The 21,531-nt window shown below is 66.9% G+C and carries 15 protein-coding genes; 12 read left to right on the plus strand and 3 right to left on the minus strand.

Annotated features, from left to right (window positions below):
* Positions 1 to 175 precede the first annotated feature (175 nt).
* A complete protein-coding gene (locus CFB39_RS25250) occupies positions 176 to 1,666 on the plus strand; it encodes an ISNCY family transposase (protein WP_089474880.1) in 1,491 nt (496 codons plus the stop codon).
* 300 nt (positions 1,667 to 1,966) lie between these two features.
* Here the strand turns inward: CFB39_RS25250 and CFB39_RS25255 are convergent, their stop codons facing one another.
* Complete coding sequence (locus tag CFB39_RS25255) at positions 1,967 to 3,427, minus strand: efflux transporter outer membrane subunit (RefSeq protein ID WP_089475662.1); 1,461 nt, start codon at positions 3,425 to 3,427, stop codon at positions 1,967 to 1,969.
* 77 nt (positions 3,428 to 3,504) lie between these two features.
* Between CFB39_RS25255 and CFB39_RS25260 the strand changes: the two genes are divergently transcribed.
* From CFB39_RS25260 to CFB39_RS25275, 4 genes are all read left to right on the plus strand, one after another.
* Positions 3,505 to 4,122: a TetR/AcrR family transcriptional regulator gene (locus CFB39_RS25260; RefSeq protein ID WP_089474881.1), complete on the plus strand. Its 618-nt coding sequence runs from the start codon at positions 3,505 to 3,507 to the stop codon at positions 4,120 to 4,122.
* An 82-nt stretch (positions 4,123 to 4,204) separates the two neighbouring features.
* A complete protein-coding gene (locus tag CFB39_RS25265; protein ID WP_089474882.1) occupies positions 4,205 to 5,323 on the plus strand; it encodes an efflux RND transporter periplasmic adaptor subunit in 1,119 nt (372 codons plus the stop codon).
* Positions 5,320 to 8,460 carry an efflux RND transporter permease subunit gene (locus CFB39_RS25270; protein ID WP_089474883.1) on the plus strand — a complete coding sequence of 1,047 codons (3,141 nt, stop codon included), beginning with the start codon at positions 5,320 to 5,322 and terminating at the stop codon, positions 8,458 to 8,460. The genes CFB39_RS25265 and CFB39_RS25270 overlap by 4 nt, the downstream gene beginning before the upstream one ends.
* 37 nt (positions 8,461 to 8,497) lie before the next feature.
* Positions 8,498 to 9,304, plus strand: a complete 807-nt coding sequence (locus CFB39_RS25275; RefSeq protein WP_089474884.1) for an oxidoreductase — start codon at positions 8,498 to 8,500, stop codon at positions 9,302 to 9,304.
* Positions 9,305 to 9,440: 136 nt separating this feature from the next.
* Here the strand turns inward: CFB39_RS25275 and CFB39_RS25280 are convergent, their stop codons facing one another.
* A complete protein-coding gene (locus CFB39_RS25280; protein WP_089474885.1) occupies positions 9,441 to 10,166 on the minus strand; it encodes a TetR/AcrR family transcriptional regulator in 726 nt (241 codons plus the stop codon).
* Positions 10,167 to 10,608: 442 nt separating this feature from the next.
* Here CFB39_RS25280 and CFB39_RS25285 point away from each other — a divergent pair, with 442 nt between their 5' ends.
* The 7 genes from CFB39_RS25285 to CFB39_RS25315 all read left to right on the plus strand — a co-directional run bounded on the left by CFB39_RS25285 (position 10,609) and on the right by CFB39_RS25315 (position 20,657).
* On the plus strand, positions 10,609 to 11,772 hold the full coding sequence (locus CFB39_RS25285; RefSeq protein WP_373452742.1) for an efflux RND transporter periplasmic adaptor subunit: 1,164 nt from the start codon (positions 10,609 to 10,611) through the stop codon (positions 11,770 to 11,772).
* A complete protein-coding gene (locus tag CFB39_RS25290) occupies positions 11,769 to 14,939 on the plus strand; it encodes an efflux RND transporter permease subunit (protein ID WP_089474886.1) in 3,171 nt (1,056 codons plus the stop codon). The genes CFB39_RS25285 and CFB39_RS25290 overlap by 4 nt, the downstream gene beginning before the upstream one ends.
* Positions 14,939 to 16,405, plus strand: coding sequence for an efflux transporter outer membrane subunit (locus CFB39_RS25295; RefSeq protein WP_089475664.1), 1,467 nt, complete (start codon positions 14,939 to 14,941; stop codon positions 16,403 to 16,405). The genes CFB39_RS25290 and CFB39_RS25295 overlap by 1 nt, the downstream gene beginning before the upstream one ends.
* Before the next feature lie 128 nt (positions 16,406 to 16,533).
* Positions 16,534 to 17,862, plus strand: coding sequence for a PqiA/YebS family transporter subunit (locus CFB39_RS25300; RefSeq protein ID WP_089474887.1), 1,329 nt, complete (start codon positions 16,534 to 16,536; stop codon positions 17,860 to 17,862).
* A 40-nt stretch (positions 17,863 to 17,902) separates the two neighbouring features.
* Entirely contained in the window at positions 17,903 to 19,498 is a 1,596-nt protein-coding gene (locus tag CFB39_RS25305; RefSeq protein WP_089474888.1) for an intermembrane transport protein PqiB, read from the plus strand.
* Positions 19,495 to 20,154, plus strand: coding sequence for a membrane integrity-associated transporter subunit PqiC (locus CFB39_RS25310; protein WP_089474889.1), 660 nt, complete (start codon positions 19,495 to 19,497; stop codon positions 20,152 to 20,154). Before CFB39_RS25305 ends, CFB39_RS25310 begins: the two co-directional genes overlap by 4 nt.
* Entirely contained in the window at positions 20,151 to 20,657 is a 507-nt protein-coding gene (locus tag CFB39_RS25315; RefSeq protein ID WP_089474890.1) for a TetR/AcrR family transcriptional regulator, read from the plus strand. The genes CFB39_RS25310 and CFB39_RS25315 overlap by 4 nt, the downstream gene beginning before the upstream one ends.
* 114 nt (positions 20,658 to 20,771) lie before the next feature.
* Here the strand turns inward: CFB39_RS25315 and CFB39_RS25320 are convergent, their stop codons facing one another.
* On the minus strand, positions 20,772 to 21,497 hold the full coding sequence (locus tag CFB39_RS25320; protein WP_089474891.1) for an OmpW family protein: 726 nt from the start codon (positions 21,495 to 21,497) through the stop codon (positions 20,772 to 20,774).
* Between the last annotated feature and the right edge of the window lie 34 nt (positions 21,498 to 21,531).

Consider the following 21,531-nt stretch of genomic DNA (forward strand, 5'->3'; position numbering starts at 1 on the left):
TCGACATCGGTCAATACATGGAAGTTGGCTTGCTCTTAATTTTACATAACGTGAATTATCGACGGTTTTGGTTGTAGTGGCTAGATTGAAATGTCCGCTTTTGGCTACATAGAAATGTCCGCTTTCGGGCCGCGTAAGCTGACCGGCCGCCGGGTGTCCGGCGCCGGAGGCTGCAATGGCTGCAACGGAGCGGATCACGATGACGATGCGGGAGCTAGACAGGTTCAAGGTCATTCAGGACGTAGCGGACGGCAAGCTCAAGCCATGGCGTGCAGCGGAACGGCTGGAGTTGACGACACGCCAGGTTCGCCGACTGGTCGCCCGGCTTCGTGAGCACGGCGCGGCGGGATTGGTGTCGGGACACCGAGCGAAGCCCGGCAACCGCCGTCTCGACCCGGGAGCCGCCGACCGGGCGCTGTCGATCATCCGTGACCGCTACGCCGATTTCGGGCCGACGTTGGCCTGCGAGAAGCTCTGGGAATGTCACGGCATTCGGCTGGCCAAGGAAACGGTCAGGAAGCTGATGACGGATGCTGGGCTCTGGATTCCGCGGCGGCAACGCCCCCCGAAGGTCTACCAGCCACGAGCGCGTCGTGCGTGCCTGGGTGAACTGATCCAGATCGACGGCAGCGACCATCGATGGTTCGAGGAACGGGCGCCGGCCTGCACGCTGCTGGTGTATGTGGATGACGCGACGAGCCGGCTGATGATGCTGCACTTCACGCAGACGGAGTCGACCTTCAGCTACTTCGAGGCAACGCGGGCGTACATCGAACGCCATGGCAAGCCGGGAGCGTTTTACAGCGACAAGGCCAGCGTGTTTCGCAACGTGAAGCCGGGCAAGACTGGCAATCGCGTGACGCCGTTTGGCCGGGCGATGTACGAGCTGAACATCGACACGTTCTGCGCGAACAGCAGCTCGGCCAAGGGGCGCGTGGAGCGAGCGCACCTGACGTTGCAGGATCGGCTGGTCAAGGAGATGCGATTGCGCGAGATCAACACGGTGGCCGACGCCAACGCTTACGCGCCCTCCTTCATGGCCGCCTACAACACGCGCTTCGCGAAGCCGCCAAAGAGCGACTTCAATGCGCATCGGCCGTTACGGACCGACGAGAGCCTGGAGCGGGCGCTGACGTGGCGTGAGCCGCGGAAAGTGACGAAGTCGCTCACGGTTCAGTACGACCGGGTGATGTACTTGCTGGACGATACGCCGGTCAACCGGAAGCTGATCGACCGGCAGATCGAGGTGTGGGAGTACCCGGATGGACGGATTGAACTACGGGCTGACGACCGGGTATTGGACTACAGACAGTACGATCGCCTAACCGAAATCGATCAAGGCGCAGTCGTGGAGCACAAGCGCTTGAGTCATGTGCTGGAGGTCGCGCAAGCGCTTCAGGCGCAACGCGATAACAGTCGAATCGGTAAAGCTCCGTCACGAACACATCGCGGCGACTCAACCCGGACCGACCGAAACGAACCCCAAGCGGGCAAGAAGAAGCAACGCGAGATCACGCAGGCCGACGTCGAGCATGTGATCGTGGAGCTGGCGCAACGTCGACAAACCGCAAAGCCGCCAACCAAACCTGGCCGTCGGTCCGCAAAAGCTGGAGAAACAAACGTGAGCGCCCTGCCCGTTCAGGCGCCGACCTTCGACACTGCGTAACGGTCAAGACGAGGAAACAGAAGTAGAAAAACCAACCTTAAAACCGGACATTTTTAAATAGCTGGAAGGTGGACATCTGAATCCGGGTATGACATTGGTGTAGTAGCTTTTTAGAAATGTCGTGTTCGGGGGTGCGGCGGAATTCTTGGACTATGAGGAGCTAGCCCATGTACTCATACGAAGAACGCATCCGAGCAGTCAAGCTCTACTTGAGGCTTGGAAAGTGCCTCACCGCGACCGTTCGTCAACTAGGCTATTCACAACGAAATCGCTCGAACGCTGGTATCACACGTACAAACACTATCGACTCGCAACGGCCTCGGACACCGCCCCTTGCCATCCACCACCGAGCGCCTTGAACGCAGCCACCGACGCCCGCGCCGCTTCGGTTTTCGCCTGCACGCGCTCGTCCGATGCACGCAGCAGGCTTTCGTCCGCCTGCAACACCTCGATCAGGCTGACGACGCCCTTCTGGTACGCAGCGAACGACGCAGCCCGTGCGCGGCCGAGCGACTTCACGCCGTCGGCGAGAACCGCCGCCTGCTCGTCGCGCCTGACGAGCGCGGAGAACGCGTTCTCGACGTCCTCGGTGGCGTGCAGCGCCGCGAGCCGATACGCAGCCAGCATTTCGGCATCCTGCCCTTTGGCCTGCGCGATCTGCGCATTGATGCGCCCGAAGTCGAACAAACGCCAGCGCAGGCCGAGCACGCCGGCAGCCTGGTTCGCGCCGCCGGCAAACAGGTTGCCCGCGCCCATCGTCGTCGCGCTGCCGATCAACCCGCTCAGCGAAAACTTCGGGTAATACTCGGCAATGGCCGCGCCGATGCGCGCGTTCGACGCCGCGAGGCGCCGCTCGGCGACGATCAGGTCGGGCCGCCGCCTGAGGAGTTCGCCAGGCGTTCCCGTCGCCGCGATCCGCGGTGCAGCCGGCACGTCGCCGCCGTCGAGCAATTCCGCGCGATACGTACCGGGTTGCGAGCCGAGCATCACGTCGAGCGCATTCATCGCCGTGTCCAGCGCCGCTTCGAGTACCGGCACCGTTGCGCGGACCTGAGCGAGCGCGCCTTCGGCCTGCCTGACCTGAAGCTCCGCCGCGAGCCCCTTTCCATACAGCAGATTGATGGTCGACAACAGATCCTGTTCGGTCTGCACCTGATGCCGCGCGACCTTCAGCCGGCCCTGCAACCCGCGAATCGTGATGTAGATGTCCGCCGTCTGCGCGGCCACGGCAAGGCGCGTCGCGACCGCCGCCGCCTCGGACGCCTGATAGTCGGCGAGCGCGGCTTCCCGCCCGCGGCGCAAGCCGCCGAACACATCCACCTCCCAGCTTGCGGTGAAATCGGCCTCGTAGTCGCTGCCGTGACGGTCGAAACCGGGCGTCGAATTCAGCACACGCCCCAACGGCGTTTCGACCGACTGGTAGACGCGCGCGGCCTGACCCGTCACGTTGCCCGACGGCAGCAGCGCCGCATTGGCCGCACCGAGCCCCGCACGCGCTTGTGTGACGCGTGCCGCGGCCTGCGCGAGATCGAGGTTCTGCGCGAGCGCGAGCGTGACGAACCGAGTCAATTGCGGATCGCCGAAGCCCGTCCACCACGTCGCGAGCTCGGCGTCGGCCGCCGCCTGCCGCTGCTCCACGGCGCCCTGGCCCTGGAAGCGCTGCGGCATCGCGATGTCCGGATGCACGTAGTCGGGACCGACGGCACATCCCGTCGACAGGAGCGCGGCAAGCACCGCGGCAACGATGGGTTTCGGTAGCATGACGGTTTCAGCCAAGATCAGGTAGTGACTATAATACCAAATAGTCACTCGTTGTCTATCCCTGCCAGCCGCAATCCATGAAAGAAAACACCGCTTCCCCCGCGCCCGCGCGCGGCCCGGCCGATCATGACGTGCGCGATCAGATCGTGGCCGCCGCCACCGAGCACTTCAGCCGGTACGGCTATGAAAAGACGACCGTGTCCGACCTCGCGAAGTCCATCGGTTTCTCGAAGGCCTATATCTACAAGTTCTTCGAATCGAAACAGGCGATCGGCGAGATGATCTGCGCGAACTGCCTGCACGAAATCGAAACCGACGTGCGCACCGCCGTCGCCGAAGCGGAACGGCCCACCGAAAAGCTGCGGCGCATGTTCAAGGTCTTTACCGAAGCGAGCCTGCGGCTGTTCTTCCGCGACCGCAAGCTGTACGACATCGCCGCGTCGGCCGCCACCGGCAACTGGCAGTCGGTGCAGGCCTATGAGGCGCGCGTGCAAAAGCTGCTGCAGGAGGTGCTGCAGGCGGGCCGGCAAAGCGGCGAGTTCGAGCGCAAGACGCCGCTGGACGAAACCGCGTCGGCGATCTACCTCGTGATGCGGCCGTACCTGAATCCGCTGCTGCTGCAATACAACCTCGACACGACCGATGCCGCACCCGCGCAGTTGTCGAGCCTGGTGCTCCGCAGCCTCGCCCCTTGAAGTGACACCATTTGTGACCATTGACTCTTTTGGTCACTAGATACACAATGAAAGCCCCGATCACTTCGTCAGTGGGTCTTTCATGGTCCGGCGTCGCCTCGCTCTCCTCGCAGTCGCTTCCGCACTGCCCCTCGCACTAGCCGCCTGCAGCGGAAAGGAGTCTTCCGATCCGCGCACGGAGGCGCCGCTCGTGCGTACCGCCATCGTGCAGGCGGCCGCGCAAGCGTCCCGCTCGTTTACCGGAACCGTCGCTGCACGCGTGCAGAGCGACCTCGGGTTCCGGGTGTCCGGCAAGGTGCAGGAGCGTCTCGTCGATACCGGGCAAACCGTCCGGCGCGGCCAGCCGCTGATGCGGATCGACCCCGTCGACCTGAAGCTCGCGGCGCGCGCACGCGACGAAGCCGTGGCCGCGGCACGGGCACGCGCGCGGCAGACCGCCGAGGACGAAGCCCGCTACCGTGACCTGCGCGGCACCGGCGCGATATCGGCATCCGCCTATGACCAGGTCAAGGCAGCGGCCGATGCGGCGAAGGCTCAACTGAGCGCCGCCGAAGCCGACGCCGACGTCGCGCGCAATGCGACCGGCTATGCGGAACTCGTCGCGGACGGCGACGGCGTCGTGATGGACACGCTCGCGGAGCCCGGCCAGGTCGTGAGCGCCGGCCAGCCGGTCGTACGACTCGCGCACGCCGGCAGCCGGGAAGCCGTGATCCAGTTGCCGGAAACCCTGCGCCCCGCGGTCGGCTCCATGGCGCAGGCCGAGCTGTTCGGCAAGCCGGGCTCGAGCGTCCCCGCCACGCTGCGCCAGCTCTCCGATACCGCCGATGCGCGTACGCGCACGTTCGAAGCGCGCTACGTGCTGCAAGGCCCGCTGGCCGCCGCACCGCTGGGCGCGACCGTCACGATCCGCATACCGGACGACGCACGCGCGACGCCGCAACCCGGCCTGCAGGTGCCGATCGGCGCGCTGCTGGACGGAGGCAAAGGGCCCGGCGTATGGGTCGTCGCAGGCGAGCCGGCCAAGGTGGGATGGCGGCCGGTCACGGTCGAGCATGTAGATGACGACAGCGCACGCGTGTCCGGCGCACTCAAGCAAGGCGAGCGGGTCGTCGCGCTCGGCGCGCAGTTGCTGCATGACGGCGAAGCGGTTCGCGTGGCCGCGCAGGCCACCACGGTCGCGCGCGAAGGGGCACAGCCATGAGCGAACGCCGCTTCAACCTGTCGGCGCTCGCGGTGCGCGAGCGCGCGATCACGCTGTTCCTGATCTGCCTGATTTCGCTCGCGGGGCTCGTGTCGTTCTTCAAGCTGGGCCGCGCGGAAGACCCGGCCTTCACCGTCAAGGTGATGACCATCGTCACCGCATGGCCGGGCGCGACCGCGCAAGAAATGCACGATCAGGTTACCGAAAAGATCGAAAAGCGTATGCAGGAGTTGCGCTGGTACGACCGCAGCGAAACCTACACGCGCCCCGGCCTCGCGTTCACGACGCTGACGCTGCTCGACAGCACGCCGCCGTCCGAAGTGCAGGAGCAGTTCTATCAGGCGCGCAAGAAGATCGGCGACGTATCGAACGATCTGCCGGCCGGCGTGATCGGCCCGCTGGTCAACGACGAATACGCGGACGTCACGTTCGCGCTGTTCGCGCTGAAGGCCAAGGGCGAACAGCAGCGCCTGCTGGTGCGCGATGCGGAGACGCAGCGCCAGCGGCTGCTGCACGTGCCGGGCGTGAAGAAGGTCGACATCATCGGCGAACAGGCGGAGCGCATCTACGTGCAGCTGTCGCACGACCGGCTCGCGACGCTCGGCGTGAGCCCGCAGGACGTGTTCGCCGCGCTCAACGGCCAGAACCTGCTGACGCCGGCCGGCTCCGTCGAGACGCGCGGGCCGGAGATCTTCATTCGCGTGGACGGCGCGTTCGACACGCTGCAGAAGATTCGCGACACGCCGATCGTCTCGCAGGGCCGCACGCTGAAACTGTCCGACATCGCGACCGTCGAGCGCGGCTACGAAGACCCGTCCACCTTCCTGATCCGCAACAACGGCGAACCCGCACTGCTGCTCGGGGTCGTGATGCGCGATGGCTGGAACGGGCTCGAGCTCGGCCGCGCGCTGGACCGCGAAGTCGGCGCGATCAACGCGGCGCTGCCGCTCGGCATGAGCCTGACCAAGGTCACCGACCAGTCCGTGAACATCAGCTCGGCCGTCGACGAGTTCATGGTCAAGTTCTTCGCCGCGCTGCTCGTCGTGATGCTCGTGAGCTTCGTCAGCATGGGCTGGCGCGTGGGGCTCGTCGTCGCCGCGGCCGTGCCGCTGACGCTGGCGATCGTGTTCGTCGTGATGGCCGCGACCGGCAAGAACTTCGACCGCATCACGCTCGGCTCGCTGATCCTCGCGCTCGGGCTGTTAGTCGACGACGCGATCATCGCGATCGAGATGATGGTCGTGAAGATGGAGGAAGGCTACGACCGCGTGGCTGCTTCAGCCTACGCGTGGAGCCATACAGCGGCGCCGATGCTGGCCGGCACGCTGGTCACCGCGGTCGGCTTCATGCCGAACGGCTTCGCACGCTCCACCGCGGGCGAATACACGAGCAACATGTTCTGGATCGTGGGGATCGCGCTGATCGCATCGTGGGTCGTCGCCGTCGCGTTCACGCCGTACCTCGGCGTGAAGATGCTGCCGAACTTCAAGAAGTTCGAAGGCGGCCACGATGCGATCTACGACACGCCCCGCTACAACCGCTTCCGGCAACTGCTGACGCGCGTGATCGCCCGCAAATGGCTCGTCGCCGGGTCGGTCATCGCCCTCTTCGTGCTCGCGATTCTCGGCATGGCGGTCGTCAAGAAGCAGTTTTTCCCGATCTCCGATCGCCCCGAGGTGCTGATCGAGGTGCAGATGCCGTACGGCACGTCGATTTCGCAAACGAGCGCCGCCACGTCGAAGGTCGAGGCGTGGCTCGCGAAGCAGAAGGAGGCGAGGATCGTCACCGCGTACGTCGGCCAGGGCGCGCCGCGCTTTTATCTGGCGATGGGGCCGGAACTGCCCGATCCGTCGTTCGCGAAGATCGTGATCCGCACCGACAGCCAGGACGAGCGCGACGCGTTGAAGGCGCGCCTGCGGCGGGCCATCGCCGACGGCCTCGCGCCCGAAGCGCGCGTGCGCGTGACGCAGCTCGTGTTCGGCCCGTATTCGCCGTTCCCGGTGGCCTACCGGATCACGGGACCCGATCCGGACACGCTGCGCGGCATCGCGACCGATGTCGAGCGCGTGATGAACGGCAGCCCGATGATGCGCACGGTCAATGCGGACTGGGGCACGCGCGCGCCGACGCTGCACTTCACGTTGCAGCAGGACCGCCTGCAGGCAGTCGGGTTGACGTCCAGCGCGGTCGCGCAGCAGCTGCAGTTCCTGCTGACCGGGGTGCCCGTCACCGCGGTGCGCGAGGATATCCGGACCGTCCAGGTGATCGCACGCTCGGGCGGCGACGCGCGGCTCGACCCGGCGCGGCTCGACGACTTCACGCTCGCCGGCGCGAACGGCCAGCGCATCCCGCTGTCGCAGGTCGGCAAGGTCGACGTGCGGATGGAAGAGCCGATCATGCGCTGGCGCGATCGCGTGCCGACGCTCACGGTGCGCGGCGACATCGCCGAAGGCTTGCAGCCGCCGGACGTGTCGGCTGCGATCACGCAGCAGCTTCAGCCGATCATCGCCGCGCTGCCGAGCGGCTATCGAATCGAGGAAGCCGGCTCCATCGAGGAATCCGGCAAGGCCACGAAGGCGATGCTGCCGCTCTTCCCGATCATGCTGGCGGTCACGCTCGTGATCATCATCTTCCAGGTGCGCTCGATCTCCGCGATGGTGATGGTGTTCATGACGAGCCCGCTCGGCCTGATCGGCGTGGTGCCCACGCTGATCCTGTTCCGGCAGCCGTTCGGCATCAATGCGCTGGTCGGCCTCATCGCGCTGTCGGGGATCCTGATGCGCAACACGCTGATCCTGATCGGCCAGATTCACCAGAACGAACAGGCGGGACTGGATCCGTTCCACGCGGTCGTCGAAGCGACCGTGCAGCGGGCGCGCCCGGTGATTCTCACCGCGATGGCAGCCGTGCTCGCGTTCATTCCGCTCACGCATTCGGTGTTCTGGGGCACGCTTGCGTACACGCTGATCGGCGGCACGTTCGCCGGGACGATCCTCACGCTGATGTTCCTGCCGGCGATGTATGCGATCTGGTTCAGGATCCGGCCCGGTCAGTCCGCCGCCGCCCGCCACGGCGGCCATGAACCGGCATCGCCGGGCGAGCCCGCACTTCAGCCCGCGCTCGACGCGCGCGATTGATTACGCCGATCCATTCCCCGTATCGAAGGAAGCAGCCATGTCGAATTTCACCGTTGTCGTCGTGACCGGCGTGTCGTCGGGCATCGGGCGCGTTGCCGCGGAACGATTCGCCAAACGCGGGTGCCGCGTGTTCGGCACCGTGCGCAGCATTGCGCGAACGGCGCCCGTCGCCGGCGTCGAGTTGATCGAGATGGACGTGCGTGACGACGCGTCCGTTCAATCGGGTATCCAAGCGATCATCGATCGCGCGGCGCGTATCGACGTGCTCGTGAACAATGCGGGCATGAGCCTGATCGGCGCGGTGGAGGAGACCTCCGTGACCGAAGCCACGGCGTTGTTCGACACCAACGTATTCAGCCTCCTGCGTACGACCCATGCGGTGCTTCCGCACATGCGGGCCCGACGGCGCGGCCGGATCGTCAATGTCAGCTCGGTGCTCGGCTTCCTGCCGGCGCCCTATATGGGGCTTTATTCAGCATCCAAACATGCAGTGGAAGGTTTGACCGAATCGCTCGATCACGAGGTGCGCCAGTTCGGCATTCGCGCGACGCTGGTCGAACCGTCGTTTACACGGACCAGCCTGGACGTCAATGCGCCGCAGGCCAGCGCGCCAATCGCCGAGTACGACCGCGAGCGAACGCTTGCGTCGCGCGCCGTCGCCGACAGCGTGAAAGCCGCGCCGCACCCCGACGGGGTGGCCGCCACCATCGTCGACGCGGCGCTCGGCGCATGGCGGATGCGACGCACGCCGGCCGGCGAGGCGTCGCTATTGCGCAAGTTGCGGCGCTTCATGCCGGCCGGCCCCGTCGATTCGAGCCTGCGGAAAAAATTCCGGCTCACGTGACGCCATCGGCAACGATGCGATCGTGGACCGCACGCTGAGTGGCGTCCGGCGGCATGCTCGCTACTGGACACGGTGGCGTTGCCGCCCTCGTTACCCCACCCGGGCGTCCCGACGGGCCGACGGCGGCTACCGCTGCTCAATCGCCGCCCGTCGCGGCAAAATCGCCCGGCGGTAGCGGGCGATTCGCGACGTCCTGCGCGTCGACGCGCGTCAGGCCGAGCGTCTGCAATACCACCGCTGCGGCGCGCTCCGCAAAACCGCCCTCCACGCTCGCCTGCACCCTGCTTCCGCTCGCGACCTTGTCGGCCGCATAGACCTCCGCCGTGAGCACCGCGAGAATCGTCCCCGTCATCGCGAGCAAGCTCACGAACGGATCGTGTACGACAAAACGGCGTGCCGCGATCCCGCGCTCGCTGTCCCGCCTCAGACGCTTGCCCAGCCCTTGATCGAGCGCGCGCGCCGAGAAGCCCTCCCGCATCAGAAAGCGGCCCCATAAGCGCTCCCGGCGTGCTCGCATGAGCGTGTGGCGCACGCATACGGACACGACCTCGGCGGGATCCGACAAGCCGCCCGCGAGACGCTCGAGCCCGTCCGCGAATTCATCGAACACCCACTCCGTCAGCGCGGCGAAGACGCCGTCCTTCGATTCAAAGTGGTAATAGAACGAGCCGAACCCCACATCCGCGGCCTCGGTGATCTCGCTGATCGCCACGTTGTCCCTCCCCTTTTCCGCCATCAGCCTGAACGCCGCCTGCAGCAAACGCATGCGCGTCGCCTGCTTGCGGCGCGCGCCGCGCGGTTGGCGATGCACCGCCTCCCCAACGGAGACGTTCGGGCGACGGGGCCCGACCGTTCGGTCCATGAGCGCGTCTTCCCTGTTCGTAAGAATTTTCTGCATGCCGCAATCTTAGATTAACCACTCATACTTGACAATATTATCAGTTATGAGTCTAATCTCGGAAATCTCAGCACAGGGTTCCTGTGCCAACACGGCGTCCGACGCGCGGTAGCGGGCAACGCCAGCGCGTTCACGGCCTGTGCAAGCCGTCCCCGCCGGTTAGTTATCCCGTCGTGCGCCAGGTCCGGACACCAGGCGACGGCGATGTGAGGCGCCGCCCGGCTCTGTCGGCCGGCCGCGCCACCGACGCGACCGATCCGTCGCCAGGTCAGCGGCCGTCACAGTGCATGGGCATCGGTAGCCCGGAAACGCGGCCGATTTGCATCACAAATATTGGAGTACTGATTTATCAGCAGGATCGTCGTCGAATTTCTTCAGTTGACCTCTCACTTGTCTTGGAAACATCGTGAAATCACCCAGTCTTGACGCGCGGAATGTAACGCGCCCGTTTCTGACACGCCTCGCGCCGCCGGTTCGGCGGGCGCCGATCGCTTTCGCCTGCTGTGCGATTCTGCTGACGGCCTGCCACTCGCGCGAAGCGCCCGCGCCCGAATTGCAACCGGTCGCTGCGCTGGCGGTTCATGCGGACAACGACGCAGGGCAGCGCGTGCTACCCGCGCAGGTCCAGGCACGATATTCGACGCCGCTGTCGTTCCGGGTCGGCGGCAAGATCGTCGAGCGGCGCGTGCGAATCGGCGACGTCGTCAAGGCAGGCCAGGCACTCGCGATGCTCGATCCGGCCGACCTGCACAACACGCTGCTGAATGCCCGTGCGCAGCTCGATGCCGCCGAGCATCGCGCCGTCTATGCGAAGCAGCAGCTGGAGCGCGACCGCGCGCAAGCCCAGGCCAACCTGATTGCGCCGGCACAGCTCGAGACGACGCAGGACGCGTATGCATCGGCGGTCGCGCAACGCGATTCCGCCCTCGCTCAAATGGCGCTCGCCGACGATCATCTGCGCTATGCGACGCTGATCGCGGATCACGACGGGGTCATCACGTCGGAAGACGCCAATACCGGACAGAACGTCGAGTCCGGCCAGGCGGTGTTTCACCTCGACTGGAGCGGCGATCTCGACATCGTGTGCGACGTCTCGGAGCGTGACCTGCGCGATCTCGCCGTCGGCCGCGTCGCTCACGTCGGCCTGACGGCACTGCCGGGAAAGATCCTCGACGCACGCGTGCGTGAAGTCGCGGCAGCGGCCGATCCGCAGAGCCGCACGTGGCGCGTGAAGCTGACGCTGATCGCGCCGGGCCCGGACGTCCGCTCGGGCATGACCGCCAACGTCACGTTCGACGGTACCGCCGACGCCGCCGCCCACGCGATCACGCTGCCGGCCACCGCACTCTTTCACCGCGGCGAAACGCCGGCAGTCTGGGTCGTCCGCAAGGGCAGCGACACGCTGGAACTGCGCCCGGTTTCGATCGGACGCTACGACGAGCGCACGGTGTCCATTACGTCGGGGCTCGAGAGCGGCGAGCGCGTCGTGATGCAAGGCGTCCATACGGTCAGCGCCGGCGAGCGCGTACGCGCCGTGCCACCGCTGCATCCCGAGGAGTTCCCGTCATGAACGCCCCCGAACGTCAACATCCGTCGGACGGCCCGCACGATCCGCGAACCGATGCCGGCTCGGGCGACGACCGTCGCTTCAATCTGTCCTCGTGGGCGCTCAAGCATCAGCAACTGGTGATTTTTCTGATCGGCCTCGCCACGATCTTCGGCGTGATCGGCTATACGCGGCTCGCGCAATCCGAGGATCCGCCGTTCACGTTCCGCACCATGGTGATCCAGACCTACTGGCCGGGCGCCTCGGCGCGCGAAGTGCAGGAACAGATCACCGACCGCATCGGCCGCCAGCTCCAGGCCGCGCCGTACGTCGACAACATCAAGAGCTACTCGCGCCCCGGCGAATCGATGATTTTCTTCGCGATGAAGGATTCGGCGCCGGTCGACCAGGTGCCCGAAACCTGGTATCAGGTGCGCAAGAAGGTCGGCGATATCCGCTCGACACTGCCGAAGGGAACGGTCGGACCGTTCTTCAACGACGAATTCGGCGACGTCTATACCAACGTCTATGCGCTCGAAGGCGACGGGTACTCGCCGGCGCAGTTGCACGATTACGCGGACAGGCTGCGCGCCGGGCTGTTGCGCGTGCCGGGCGTCGCGAAGGTCGACTACTTCGGCGACCCGGCCCAGCACGTGTTCGTCGAGATCTCGAATGCGCAGCTGACGCGGCTCGCCATCACGCCGCAGCAGCTCGCCCAGGCCATCGATGCACAAAACGCCGTCGCGCCGGTCGGCACCATCACGACCGCGGACGATCGCGTATTCGTGAGGCCGAGCGGTGCGTTCAAGGACACGCAGGCGCTTGCCGACATGCTGATCACCGTGAACGACCGGACGTTCCGGCTCGGCGACGTCGCGAAGATCACGCGCGGCTACGACGACCCGCCCGTCACGCAGATGCGTACGAACGGCCATGCCGTGCTCGGCATCGGCGTCACGATGCAAAAGGGCGGCGACGTGATCGACCTCGGCAAGGCGCTCGACGCGAAGGCAGCCGAGCTCCAGGCCGGTCTGCCGGCCGGCCTGAAGCTGACCTCGGTGTCGAGCATGCCGCATGCCGTCAAGCACTCGGTGGACGACTTCGTCGAAGCGGTCGGCGAAGCCGTCGCGATCGTGCTCGTGGTCAGCCTCGTGTCGCTCGGCCTGCGTACCGGGATGGTCGTCGTCATCACGATTCCGATCGTGCTGGCCGTGACGGCACTGTGCATGCACGTATTCGGCATCGGCCTCGACAAGGTGTCGCTCGGCACGTTGGTGCTCGCGCTCGGGCTGCTGGTGGACGATGCGATCATCGCCGTCGAGATGATGGCGGTGAAGCTCGAACAGGGCTGGAGCCGCGCACGCGCGGCGGCCTTCGCCTATACGAGCACGGCATTCCCGATGCTGACGGGCACGCTCGTCACGGTATCCGGCTTCCTGCCGATCGCGCTCGCGAAATCGAGCACCGGCGAATACACGCGATCGATTTTCGAGGTATCGGCGATCGCGCTGATCGTATCGTGGTTCGCGGCCGTCGTGCTGGTGCCGCTGCTCGGCTACCACATGCTGCCCGAGCAGGCGCATCGCGACGGTCACGCACACGGAGACGAGGTGTACGACACGGGCTTCTACCGCCGGCTGTCCGGGTGGATCTCGGCTTGCATCGAGCGGCGCTGGGTGGTGCTCGGCGTCACCGCCGTGCTGTTCGCGATCGCGATGGCCGCGTTCACGCGCGTGCCGCAGCAGTTTTTCCCGAATTCGGAGCGGCCCGAACTGCTCGTCGACATGCGCTTGCCGGAAGGCGCCTCGTTCGAGGCCACCCTGCGCGAGGCAAAACGGCTCGAAAAGGCGCTCGACGGTCGACCCGAAATCGACCACGTGGTCGATTTCGTCGGCACCGGCGCGCCGCGTTTCTATCTGCCCCTCGACCAGCAGCTTCAGCAGCCGAACTTCGCGCAGTTCGTGATCACGGCCAAGGACGTCGAGACGCGCGACCGGCTGTCGCACTGGCTCGAATCGACGCTCGCCAGCCGGTTCCCGACCGTGCGCACCCGCGTCGCGCGGCTCGAGAACGGGCCGCCCGTCGGCTTCCCGATCAAGTTCCGGGTCAGCGGCGACGACATCGCCGCCGTCCGCGGCATCGCGGAAAAAGTGGCGGACAAGGTGCGCGCCGACGCCCGCACGCGCAACGTGCAGTTCGACTGGGACGAGCCGGCCGAGCGGTCGGTCTCGTTCGAGATCGACCAGCTCAAGGCACGCCAGCTCGGCGTGACGTCGGAAGACGTGTCGGGCTTTCTCGCGATGACCCTGTCCGGCTACACCGTCACGCAGTATCGCGAGCGCGACAAGCTCATCGACGTCGATCTGCGCGCGCCGAAGAGCGAACGGATCGATCCGTCGAAGCTCACAGGCCTGGCGATCCCGACGCCGCACGGCCCCGTGCCGCTCGGCACGATCGGCCACGTGCGCGACACGCTCGAATACGGCGTGATCTGGGAACGCGATCGTCAACCGACCGTCACCGTGCAGGCCGACGTGCGCGGCGAAGCGCCGAGCATCGGCGTGACGCGCGACATCGACGCCGCGCTGGCCACGGTGCGCGCCTCGCTGCCGGCCGGCTACCGGATCGAGATCGGCGGCGCGGCCGAGGAAAGCATGAAGGGCCAGACCTCGATCAATGCGCAGATGCCGATCATGATCATCACGGTGCTGACGCTGCTGATGATCCAGCTCAAGCGCTTCTCGCGCACCTTCATCGTCGTGCTGACGGCGCCGCTCGGCCTGATCGGCGTGGTCGCCGCGCTGCTGCTGTTCGGCAAGCCGTTCGGCTTCGTCGCGCTGCTCGGCGTGATCGCGATGTTCGGGATCATCATGCGCAACTCCGTGATCCTGGTCGACCAGATCGACCAGGACATCGCGGCCGGGCATCCGCGTTTCGCCGCGATCGTGGGCGCAACCGTGCGCCGCTTCCGGCCGATCATGCTGACCGCCGCCGCGGCCGTGCTCGCGCTGATTCCGCTGCTGCGCTCGGGCTTCTTCGGCCCGATGGCCACGGCGCTGATGGGTGGCATCACGATCGCGACGGTGCTGACCATCTTTTTCCTGCCGGCCCTCTATGCGACCTGCTTCAAGGTGCGCAGCGACGAACGCGAGTCGTGCGCAATGACCGTCGCACCCTCGGAGACATGCTGATGACATTCCCTCGTATCACATCGGTGCTCGCCGCGAGCGCGGCGCTCGGCCTGAGCGGCTGTGCAATGGCGCCGAACAGCACGCCGCCCGCGATGCCGTCGCCGGCACACTACGGCGCGATGCCTCAGGCGCCGCGCACCGTCGAAGCGGCAGGTGTCACGCAGCAATTCGACGTCGGCGCCGCCCCCGTCCCGCAATGGTGGCGCCTGTATCGCTCCAGCGCGCTCGACGCGCTGGTCGACGAAGGCCTGCGCGCGAACCCGACGCTGGCCGCAACGGAAAAGACGCTCGCCGCCGCGCAGGAGGAACTACGCGCGCAGATCGGCGCGTCGACGCTGCCGTCGATCGACGCGAACGCGCAGGTCGCCCGCACGCGCACGCCGGACATTTCCGGCGCAGGTGCGCAAAACCTGCGCTACAACGTCTTCGTCGGGCAACTGCAGGCGCATTACACCTTCGACCTGTTCGGCGCCACGCGGTATGCGAATGCGGCGAGCGCCGCACGCGTCGACGTGCGCGGTTGCGAGCTCGAAGCGGCGCGGCGCGCGCTGGCGGCCAACATCGTCGGCACGGCCATCGGCGCCGCGGCGCTCGACCGCCAGATCATGCTGACCGAACGCCTGGTCGCCGTCGCCCAAGCGACCGCGCTCGAAGACCAGCAGCGCCAGGCGCTCGGCGCGGTGTCCCGCGTGCAGGCGCTGGCGTCGACACAGGATGCGGCGTCGCTGACCGCGACGCTGCCGCCGCTGCGCCAGCAACGCGCGCGCGCCGTTCACGCCCTTGCGATCCTGCTCGGCCGCACGCCCGACGCGCCGCCGCCGATTCCCGCTTTCACCGGGCTGTCACTGCCGGAGCACGTGCCCGTCGCCGTGCCGTCCGACCTGCTGAAGGCGCGCCCCGACATTCGCGCGGCCGCGGCAGCAGTGAAGGCCGCATCGGCCGACGTCGGCGAAGCGACCGCGCAGTTGTTCCCGAGCCTCTCGCTCACCGCAACGATGGGGCGCGGCGGCTTCAGCTGGCCAGCGCTGTTGTCGGGCGCCGGCGGGCTGTGGGCGGTCGGCGCCGGGCTGTCGCAGCCGATTTTCCACGGTGGCGCCCTGCTGGCTCACCGACGGGCGTCGCGCGATGCGTACGACGCGGCGGTGCTGCAGTACAAGGCGACGGTGCTGTCCGCGTTCGGCGATGCCGCGGATTCGCTCGCCGCGCTGGACAACGACGCGCAAGCGCTGGCCGCGAACGAACTCGCGGCGCGCGCGGCCGGCGAGGCCTTCCGTGAAACGGTGCAGCGCCGCACGCTGGGTGCCGTTCCGATGACCTCGCAACGGGCGAGCGAGCAGCGCTATCTGAACGCGGATCTCGATGCGGTGCGTGCCGCGAGCCGCCGAATGACCGATACGGCGGCGCTCCTGCAGGCGATGGGCGAACTGCCGCCCGAGACCGGCACGACGGTCGCGGCCCGGCAATAGCCGCCGTTTGCGTCGACGGACCGGTCGCGCGCCTTCGGGCCGCACCGGGCCGAACCTCGATGCCCGATGCCCGGCGTATTGCACGTCCCGCGGCGTCCGGCCTCCGTTACCCGCATGATCGATTCCCGATGAAACCCGATAACCTGGTCGCCTGTCACGAATGCGACCTCCTGCTTCAGCGTCCGCCGCGCCTGCGCGCGCTGACGGCGCGCTGCCCGAGGTGCCGCGCCCGCGTGAGCGGCGCCGCGCACGGCCGCCGCTCACTCGACCGGCTGTGCGCATTGACGCTTGCCGCGCTGCTGACCTGTTGCATCGCGCAAGCCTTCCCGATCGTCGCGCTCGATGCGGCCGGCATCGCGTCGCGCGCGACGCTCGGCGACGCGGTGCTCGCGCTATGGTCGAACGGCCAGCCGGTGGTGGCCGTGCTGGTGTTCTGCACGACGATGCTGTTCCCGCTGATGGAGCTTGCCGCGTGGCTGTACCTGCTCGTGCCGTTGCGCGCAGGCCGCGTACCGAGGCGCTTCGCGGCGGTCCTGCTCGGCACTCGGCTGTTGCAGCCGTGGAGCATGGTGGAAGTGCTGATGCTCGGCGTACTGATCACGATCGTCAAGATGACGAGCCTCGCGCACGTGCTCGCCGAGCCCGCGCTGTTCGCGTTCGGCGCGCTTACCGTGATGCTCGGCATGCTGTCGTCGATCGACCCGGTCCACCTGTGGGAAGCGCGCGACGAACTCGTCGCGCTGCAGCCGGACAGCGCCGCGCGCACGACACCGCCCCGCCCCGACATGACGCATCACGCCGCGCCCCGGTTAGCCGAAGGACCGACGCGCATGACGGCTCGCGCGGCGGGATTGGTCACCTGTCACCACTGCGCGCGTGTGCAGTCGGCACATATGTCCGACCCGCGCTGCACGCGCTGCGGTTCGCGGCTGCACGCGCGCCGCCCGCACAGTGCGGCCCGCACGGGCGCGCTCGCCGCCGCGGCCGCACTGCTCTACGTCCCGGCGAACCTGTTGCCCGTCATGCACGCGACGTCGCTCGGCCGGGCCGAGGACGACACGATCCTCGGCGGCGTCGCGTACTTCTGGACGTCCGGCGACTGGGCGCTCGCCGTCATCGTGTTCATTGCGAGCGTGCTCGTGCCGATGCTCAAGCTCGCGATCCTCGCGTTGCAGGCAATCGCCGCCTACCGCGGCGTGCAATGGCGGCCGCTCGAACGCGCCCGGCTGCACCGCCTCGTCGAGCGCGTGGGCCGCTGGTCGATGCTAGACGTGTTCGTCGTCGCGCTCACGATCGCGCTCGTGCATTTCGGCTCGTTCGCCGACATCACGCCCGGCCCCGGCGCGCTCGCGTTCGGCGCCGTGGTCGTGCTGACGATGGTCGCGTCGATGCAGTTCGATCCGCGGCTCATCTGGGACGGCGCGCCACGCCCGGCTACCGGCCGCCGCCAACCCTGAACGGGCGCCAGCCCGCCCATTCCTTTCGTATTCCAGAACGATGTCTCCTTTCGATATTCCTCCGCCCGAGATCCGGCCGTACAGCCGCTGGATCCCGTCCCTCGTCTGGATCGTGCCGCTCGTATGCGCACTGATCGGGCTGTCGCTCGTGATCCGGACCGTCGCCGCGACCGGCCCGACGATCACGGTCACGTTCGCCAACGCCGATGGCCTAGAAGCCGGCAAGACCAAGGTCCGCTACAAGGACGTCGATATCGGCTCGGTCCGGACCATCACGCTCACCCCCGACTTCAAGCGCGTGATCGCGAGCATTCAGCTGACGCGCGATGCAGCGCGGTTCGCGAACCGCGACACGCGCTTCTGGGTCGTTCGACCGCGCGTCGGCGCTACGGGGATTTCCGGGCTCGGCACACTGCTCTCCGGGGCGTACATCGGCGCGGATCTCGGCCGCTCCCCGCAGAAGCAGACCGACTTCACCGGTCTCGAGACACCGCCCCCCGTCACCGCCGACCAGCAGGGCCGCCGCTATCTGCTGCATGGCGACTCGCTCGGCTCGGTCGACATCGGCTCGCCGCTGTTCTATCGGCATCTGCAGGTCGGCCAGGTCGTCGGCTTCTCGCTCGACAAGGACGGGACCGGCGTCGACGTGCAGGCGTTCGTGAAGGCGCCCTACGACAAGTACGTCGGTACCAACACGCGCTGGTGGCACGCGAGCGGCGTGGATCTGCGGCTCGATTCGAGCGGACTGAAACTCAATACGCAATCGCTGGCGACGGTGATCGTCGGCGGCCTCGCATTTCAGTCGCCGCCCGGCCAGCCGGAGGCGCCGCAGGCAGCCGACAACGCGCCGTTCCGGCTCGCATCCGACGAAGCCGACGCGATGCGCGACCCCGACGGCACGCCGCTGATGGTCGTCATGCGCTTCGACCAGTCGCTGCGCGGGCTCGCGGTCGGCGCGCCGGTCGATCTGCGCGGCATTGCGCTCGGCCAGGTCACGAGCATCGGCATCGAGTACAACGAGCACGCGCGCAACTTCAGCATGAAGGTCACGATGGCGCTGTATCCGTCGCGACTGAGCCGGCGCAGCGATACGGCGCTGCCCGCGCCCGATACGGCAGGCGGCCACGAACTGCTCGAACACCTGGTCGTGCAGGGGCTGCGCGGGCAACTGCGCACCGGCAGCCTGCTGACCGGCCAGCTCTACGTGGCGCTCGACATGTTCCCGAAGGCGCCGCGCGCCAACGTGGACGTGCGCCATACGCCGGTGGAGCTTCCGACCGTGCCCAACACGCTCGACGAACTCCAGGTGCAGATTGCCGACATCGCGCACAAGCTCGACCAGGTTCCGTTCGACCGGATCGGCAACAATCTGAACGGCGCACTGGCGCATGCGAACCAGTTGTTCGGCCACCTCGACGAGCAGGTGGTACCGCAAGCACATGACACGCTGGCCGCCGCCCAACGCACGTTCAACGCGGCGGAGTCGACGTTACGGCAGGATTCGCCGATGCAGTCGGACGTACATGACGCGATGCAATCGCTCACGCAGACGCTCCAGTCGTTGAACGCGCTCGCCGACTATCTGCAGCGTCATCCGGAGTCGCTGCTGTTCGGCAAGAAGGGAGAACAGCAATGAAAGCGCGATCGTTTCATCGGCTTCGCATGCCGTTGCGCATCACGACGTGCGTCGCACTGGCCGTGCTGAGCGCCTGCACGTCGCCGCCCGTGCACTTCCATACCCTCGCGATGACGGACAGTGCCGGCAGCGACGCTGTTGCGTCACCTCCCCCATGGCTGATCGACATCCAGGCCGTGCACGTCACGGCGCCGGCGGACGGCAACCGGTTCGTCGTGCAAAGCGGACCCGGCCGGGTCGATATCCTCGAGCAGGAGCGCTGGGCCGCGCCGCTCGGCGACGAGCTGCGCGACGGGCTGTCGACGCGCGTCGCCTCCCGGCTCGGCACGATCGATGTTCACCGCGTCGCCCATGCTGCCGACGCACCCGTCTACAGGGTCACGGTCAACATCCAGCGTATCGAGTCGTGGCCTGCGTCGCACGTGCTGCTCGATGCGACGTGGAGTGTGAGTTCCGGGGCCGGGCAGCCGGTGCTGACGTGCCGCAGCGTCATTCGGGCCGGCGCATCGGCGGGCTACGACGCGCTCGTCGATGCGCATCGCCATGCGCTCGATATGCTCGCGCTCGACATCGCCGCGGTCATTCGTGCGGAAGCGACACGCGCGGCGCCGCGCGCCGGATGCCGCACGGGAACACTCGACAACAACCCAGGATGAAACCCACCCGCCTCACACGCGAGCAACGCAGGCTCGACACCCGCGAGCGGCTCATCGCCACCGCTCGCGCTCTATTCATCGCGAAAGGTTTTGCCGATACAAGCGTCGAACATATCGCCGAGTGCGCTGGTTATACGCGCGGCGCGTTCTATGCGCACTTCGAACACAAGCGCGAACCGTTGATCGAGATCCTGCGCCGCGACCAGGATCGAATGATCGGGAAGCTTCGGCTGGCGACGCCGGAAGGCGGCGGTGACTGCACCGCCGCCGGCTCCACGAACATCGCCGCCGGCTGGGAATGTTTCCCGCTGTGGGTCGAGGTGCACCTGTACGCACTGCGCGATGCCGGATTCCGGCAGATCATCGACCACATGCATGCCGAACTGTCCGCGCTACCGGACGCGGCGGGCACCTCGGACCGCATGGCCGAATGGGCGGCAGTGCTCGGCGTCGCGCTGTTGCGTGCTGGCGCGCGGTGCCCACGGCGCAACGAGCCGACGTAGGACGCAGCGATGCTCATGCCGGCCTGGCGGTCGCCACGAGTGTCCGCGCGATGGCGGACGCCAACCCTTCCAAGAAGACTGTCTGCCAAATGGGCGCACGCCGCTTTATCCCGTTCAGAACCGATACCCCAACGACACGAAGGTCGTGATCGGATCGATCTTGATCCGCGTCGAACTCGTCACGGTTCCGACCGCGGATCGCGTGCTCAGGTCGGCTTTTGTCGACAACCACACGTAGGCGACCGACACACCGACCGACCAGTGCGAATCGATGTTGTACGTCAGCCCGGCGTTGACGATCGGCGCGAACGAATGGCTCAGCGTCACCGACGTGGGGCCTTCAAGACGGCTGCCGAGCGTCGGCGAATACAGGAATGCGCCACTCGCGACCTTGTTGCTCAGCTGTACGTCCCGGAACCACACATAAGTCAGGCCCGCGCCGACATACGGCCGAAAGCGGGCCGACGGTTCGCCGAAATGGTATTGCGCAAGAATCGCCGGGCTCCACGCGCTAGCCGTCCCCAGTTCGCCGAGTGACGACAGGGAGCCGGTGCCGCTCAGATGCAATTTCGGTGGAATGCCCAGGATCGTCTCGAGTGCGATGTGATCGGTGACGAAATAGGTTGCCGTCAGCGCGAACGTATCCGTATCCGCCACGCTCGCGCCGCTGCCCGCCACCGTGCTCGAGCGTCCGAGTGCATTCACCGTCAACGGTTCGCTCGAATCCTGCGGCGCCATGTGAAGCCATCCAGCGTTCATGACCCACTGACCCGCCGATTGTGCTCGGGCGCACGATATCGCCGCGATCGACAGAAGAATGGCCGCGCTCGTATGTTTCATGTTGTCTCCAATTGTTGTGATGTGCAGAAAGGCG

This window comes from Burkholderia sp. AU6039 (assembly GCF_002223365.1).
Lineage (GTDB): Bacteria > Pseudomonadota > Gammaproteobacteria > Burkholderiales > Burkholderiaceae > Burkholderia.

Excerpts from the sequence above, each read along its gene's own strand:
- CFB39_RS25295 (WP_089475664.1), top strand. The coding sequence starts at position 14,939 with ATGACATTCCCTCGTATCACATCGGTGCTCGCCGCGAGCGCGGCGCTC.
- CFB39_RS25280 (WP_089474885.1), bottom strand. The coding sequence starts at position 10,166 with ATGGACCGAACGGTCGGGCCCCGTCGCCCGAACGTCTCCGTTGGGGAG.
- CFB39_RS25290 (WP_089474886.1), top strand. The coding sequence starts at position 11,769 with ATGAACGCCCCCGAACGTCAACATCCGTCGGACGGCCCGCACGATCCG.
- CFB39_RS25265 (WP_089474882.1), top strand. The coding sequence starts at position 4,205 with ATGGTCCGGCGTCGCCTCGCTCTCCTCGCAGTCGCTTCCGCACTGCCC.
- CFB39_RS25275 (WP_089474884.1), top strand. The coding sequence starts at position 8,498 with ATGTCGAATTTCACCGTTGTCGTCGTGACCGGCGTGTCGTCGGGCATC.
- CFB39_RS25300 (WP_089474887.1), top strand. The coding sequence starts at position 16,534 with ATGAAACCCGATAACCTGGTCGCCTGTCACGAATGCGACCTCCTGCTT.
- CFB39_RS25270 (WP_089474883.1), top strand. The coding sequence starts at position 5,320 with ATGAGCGAACGCCGCTTCAACCTGTCGGCGCTCGCGGTGCGCGAGCGC.
- CFB39_RS25250 (WP_089474880.1), top strand. The coding sequence starts at position 176 with ATGGCTGCAACGGAGCGGATCACGATGACGATGCGGGAGCTAGACAGG.
- CFB39_RS25255 (WP_089475662.1), bottom strand. The coding sequence starts at position 3,427 with ATGCTACCGAAACCCATCGTTGCCGCGGTGCTTGCCGCGCTCCTGTCG.
- CFB39_RS25305 (WP_089474888.1), top strand. The coding sequence starts at position 17,903 with ATGTCTCCTTTCGATATTCCTCCGCCCGAGATCCGGCCGTACAGCCGC.
- CFB39_RS25315 (WP_089474890.1), top strand. The coding sequence starts at position 20,151 with ATGAAACCCACCCGCCTCACACGCGAGCAACGCAGGCTCGACACCCGC.
- CFB39_RS25310 (WP_089474889.1), top strand. The coding sequence starts at position 19,495 with ATGAAAGCGCGATCGTTTCATCGGCTTCGCATGCCGTTGCGCATCACG.
- CFB39_RS25320 (WP_089474891.1), bottom strand. The coding sequence starts at position 21,497 with ATGAAACATACGAGCGCGGCCATTCTTCTGTCGATCGCGGCGATATCG.
- CFB39_RS25260 (WP_089474881.1), top strand. The coding sequence starts at position 3,505 with ATGAAAGAAAACACCGCTTCCCCCGCGCCCGCGCGCGGCCCGGCCGAT.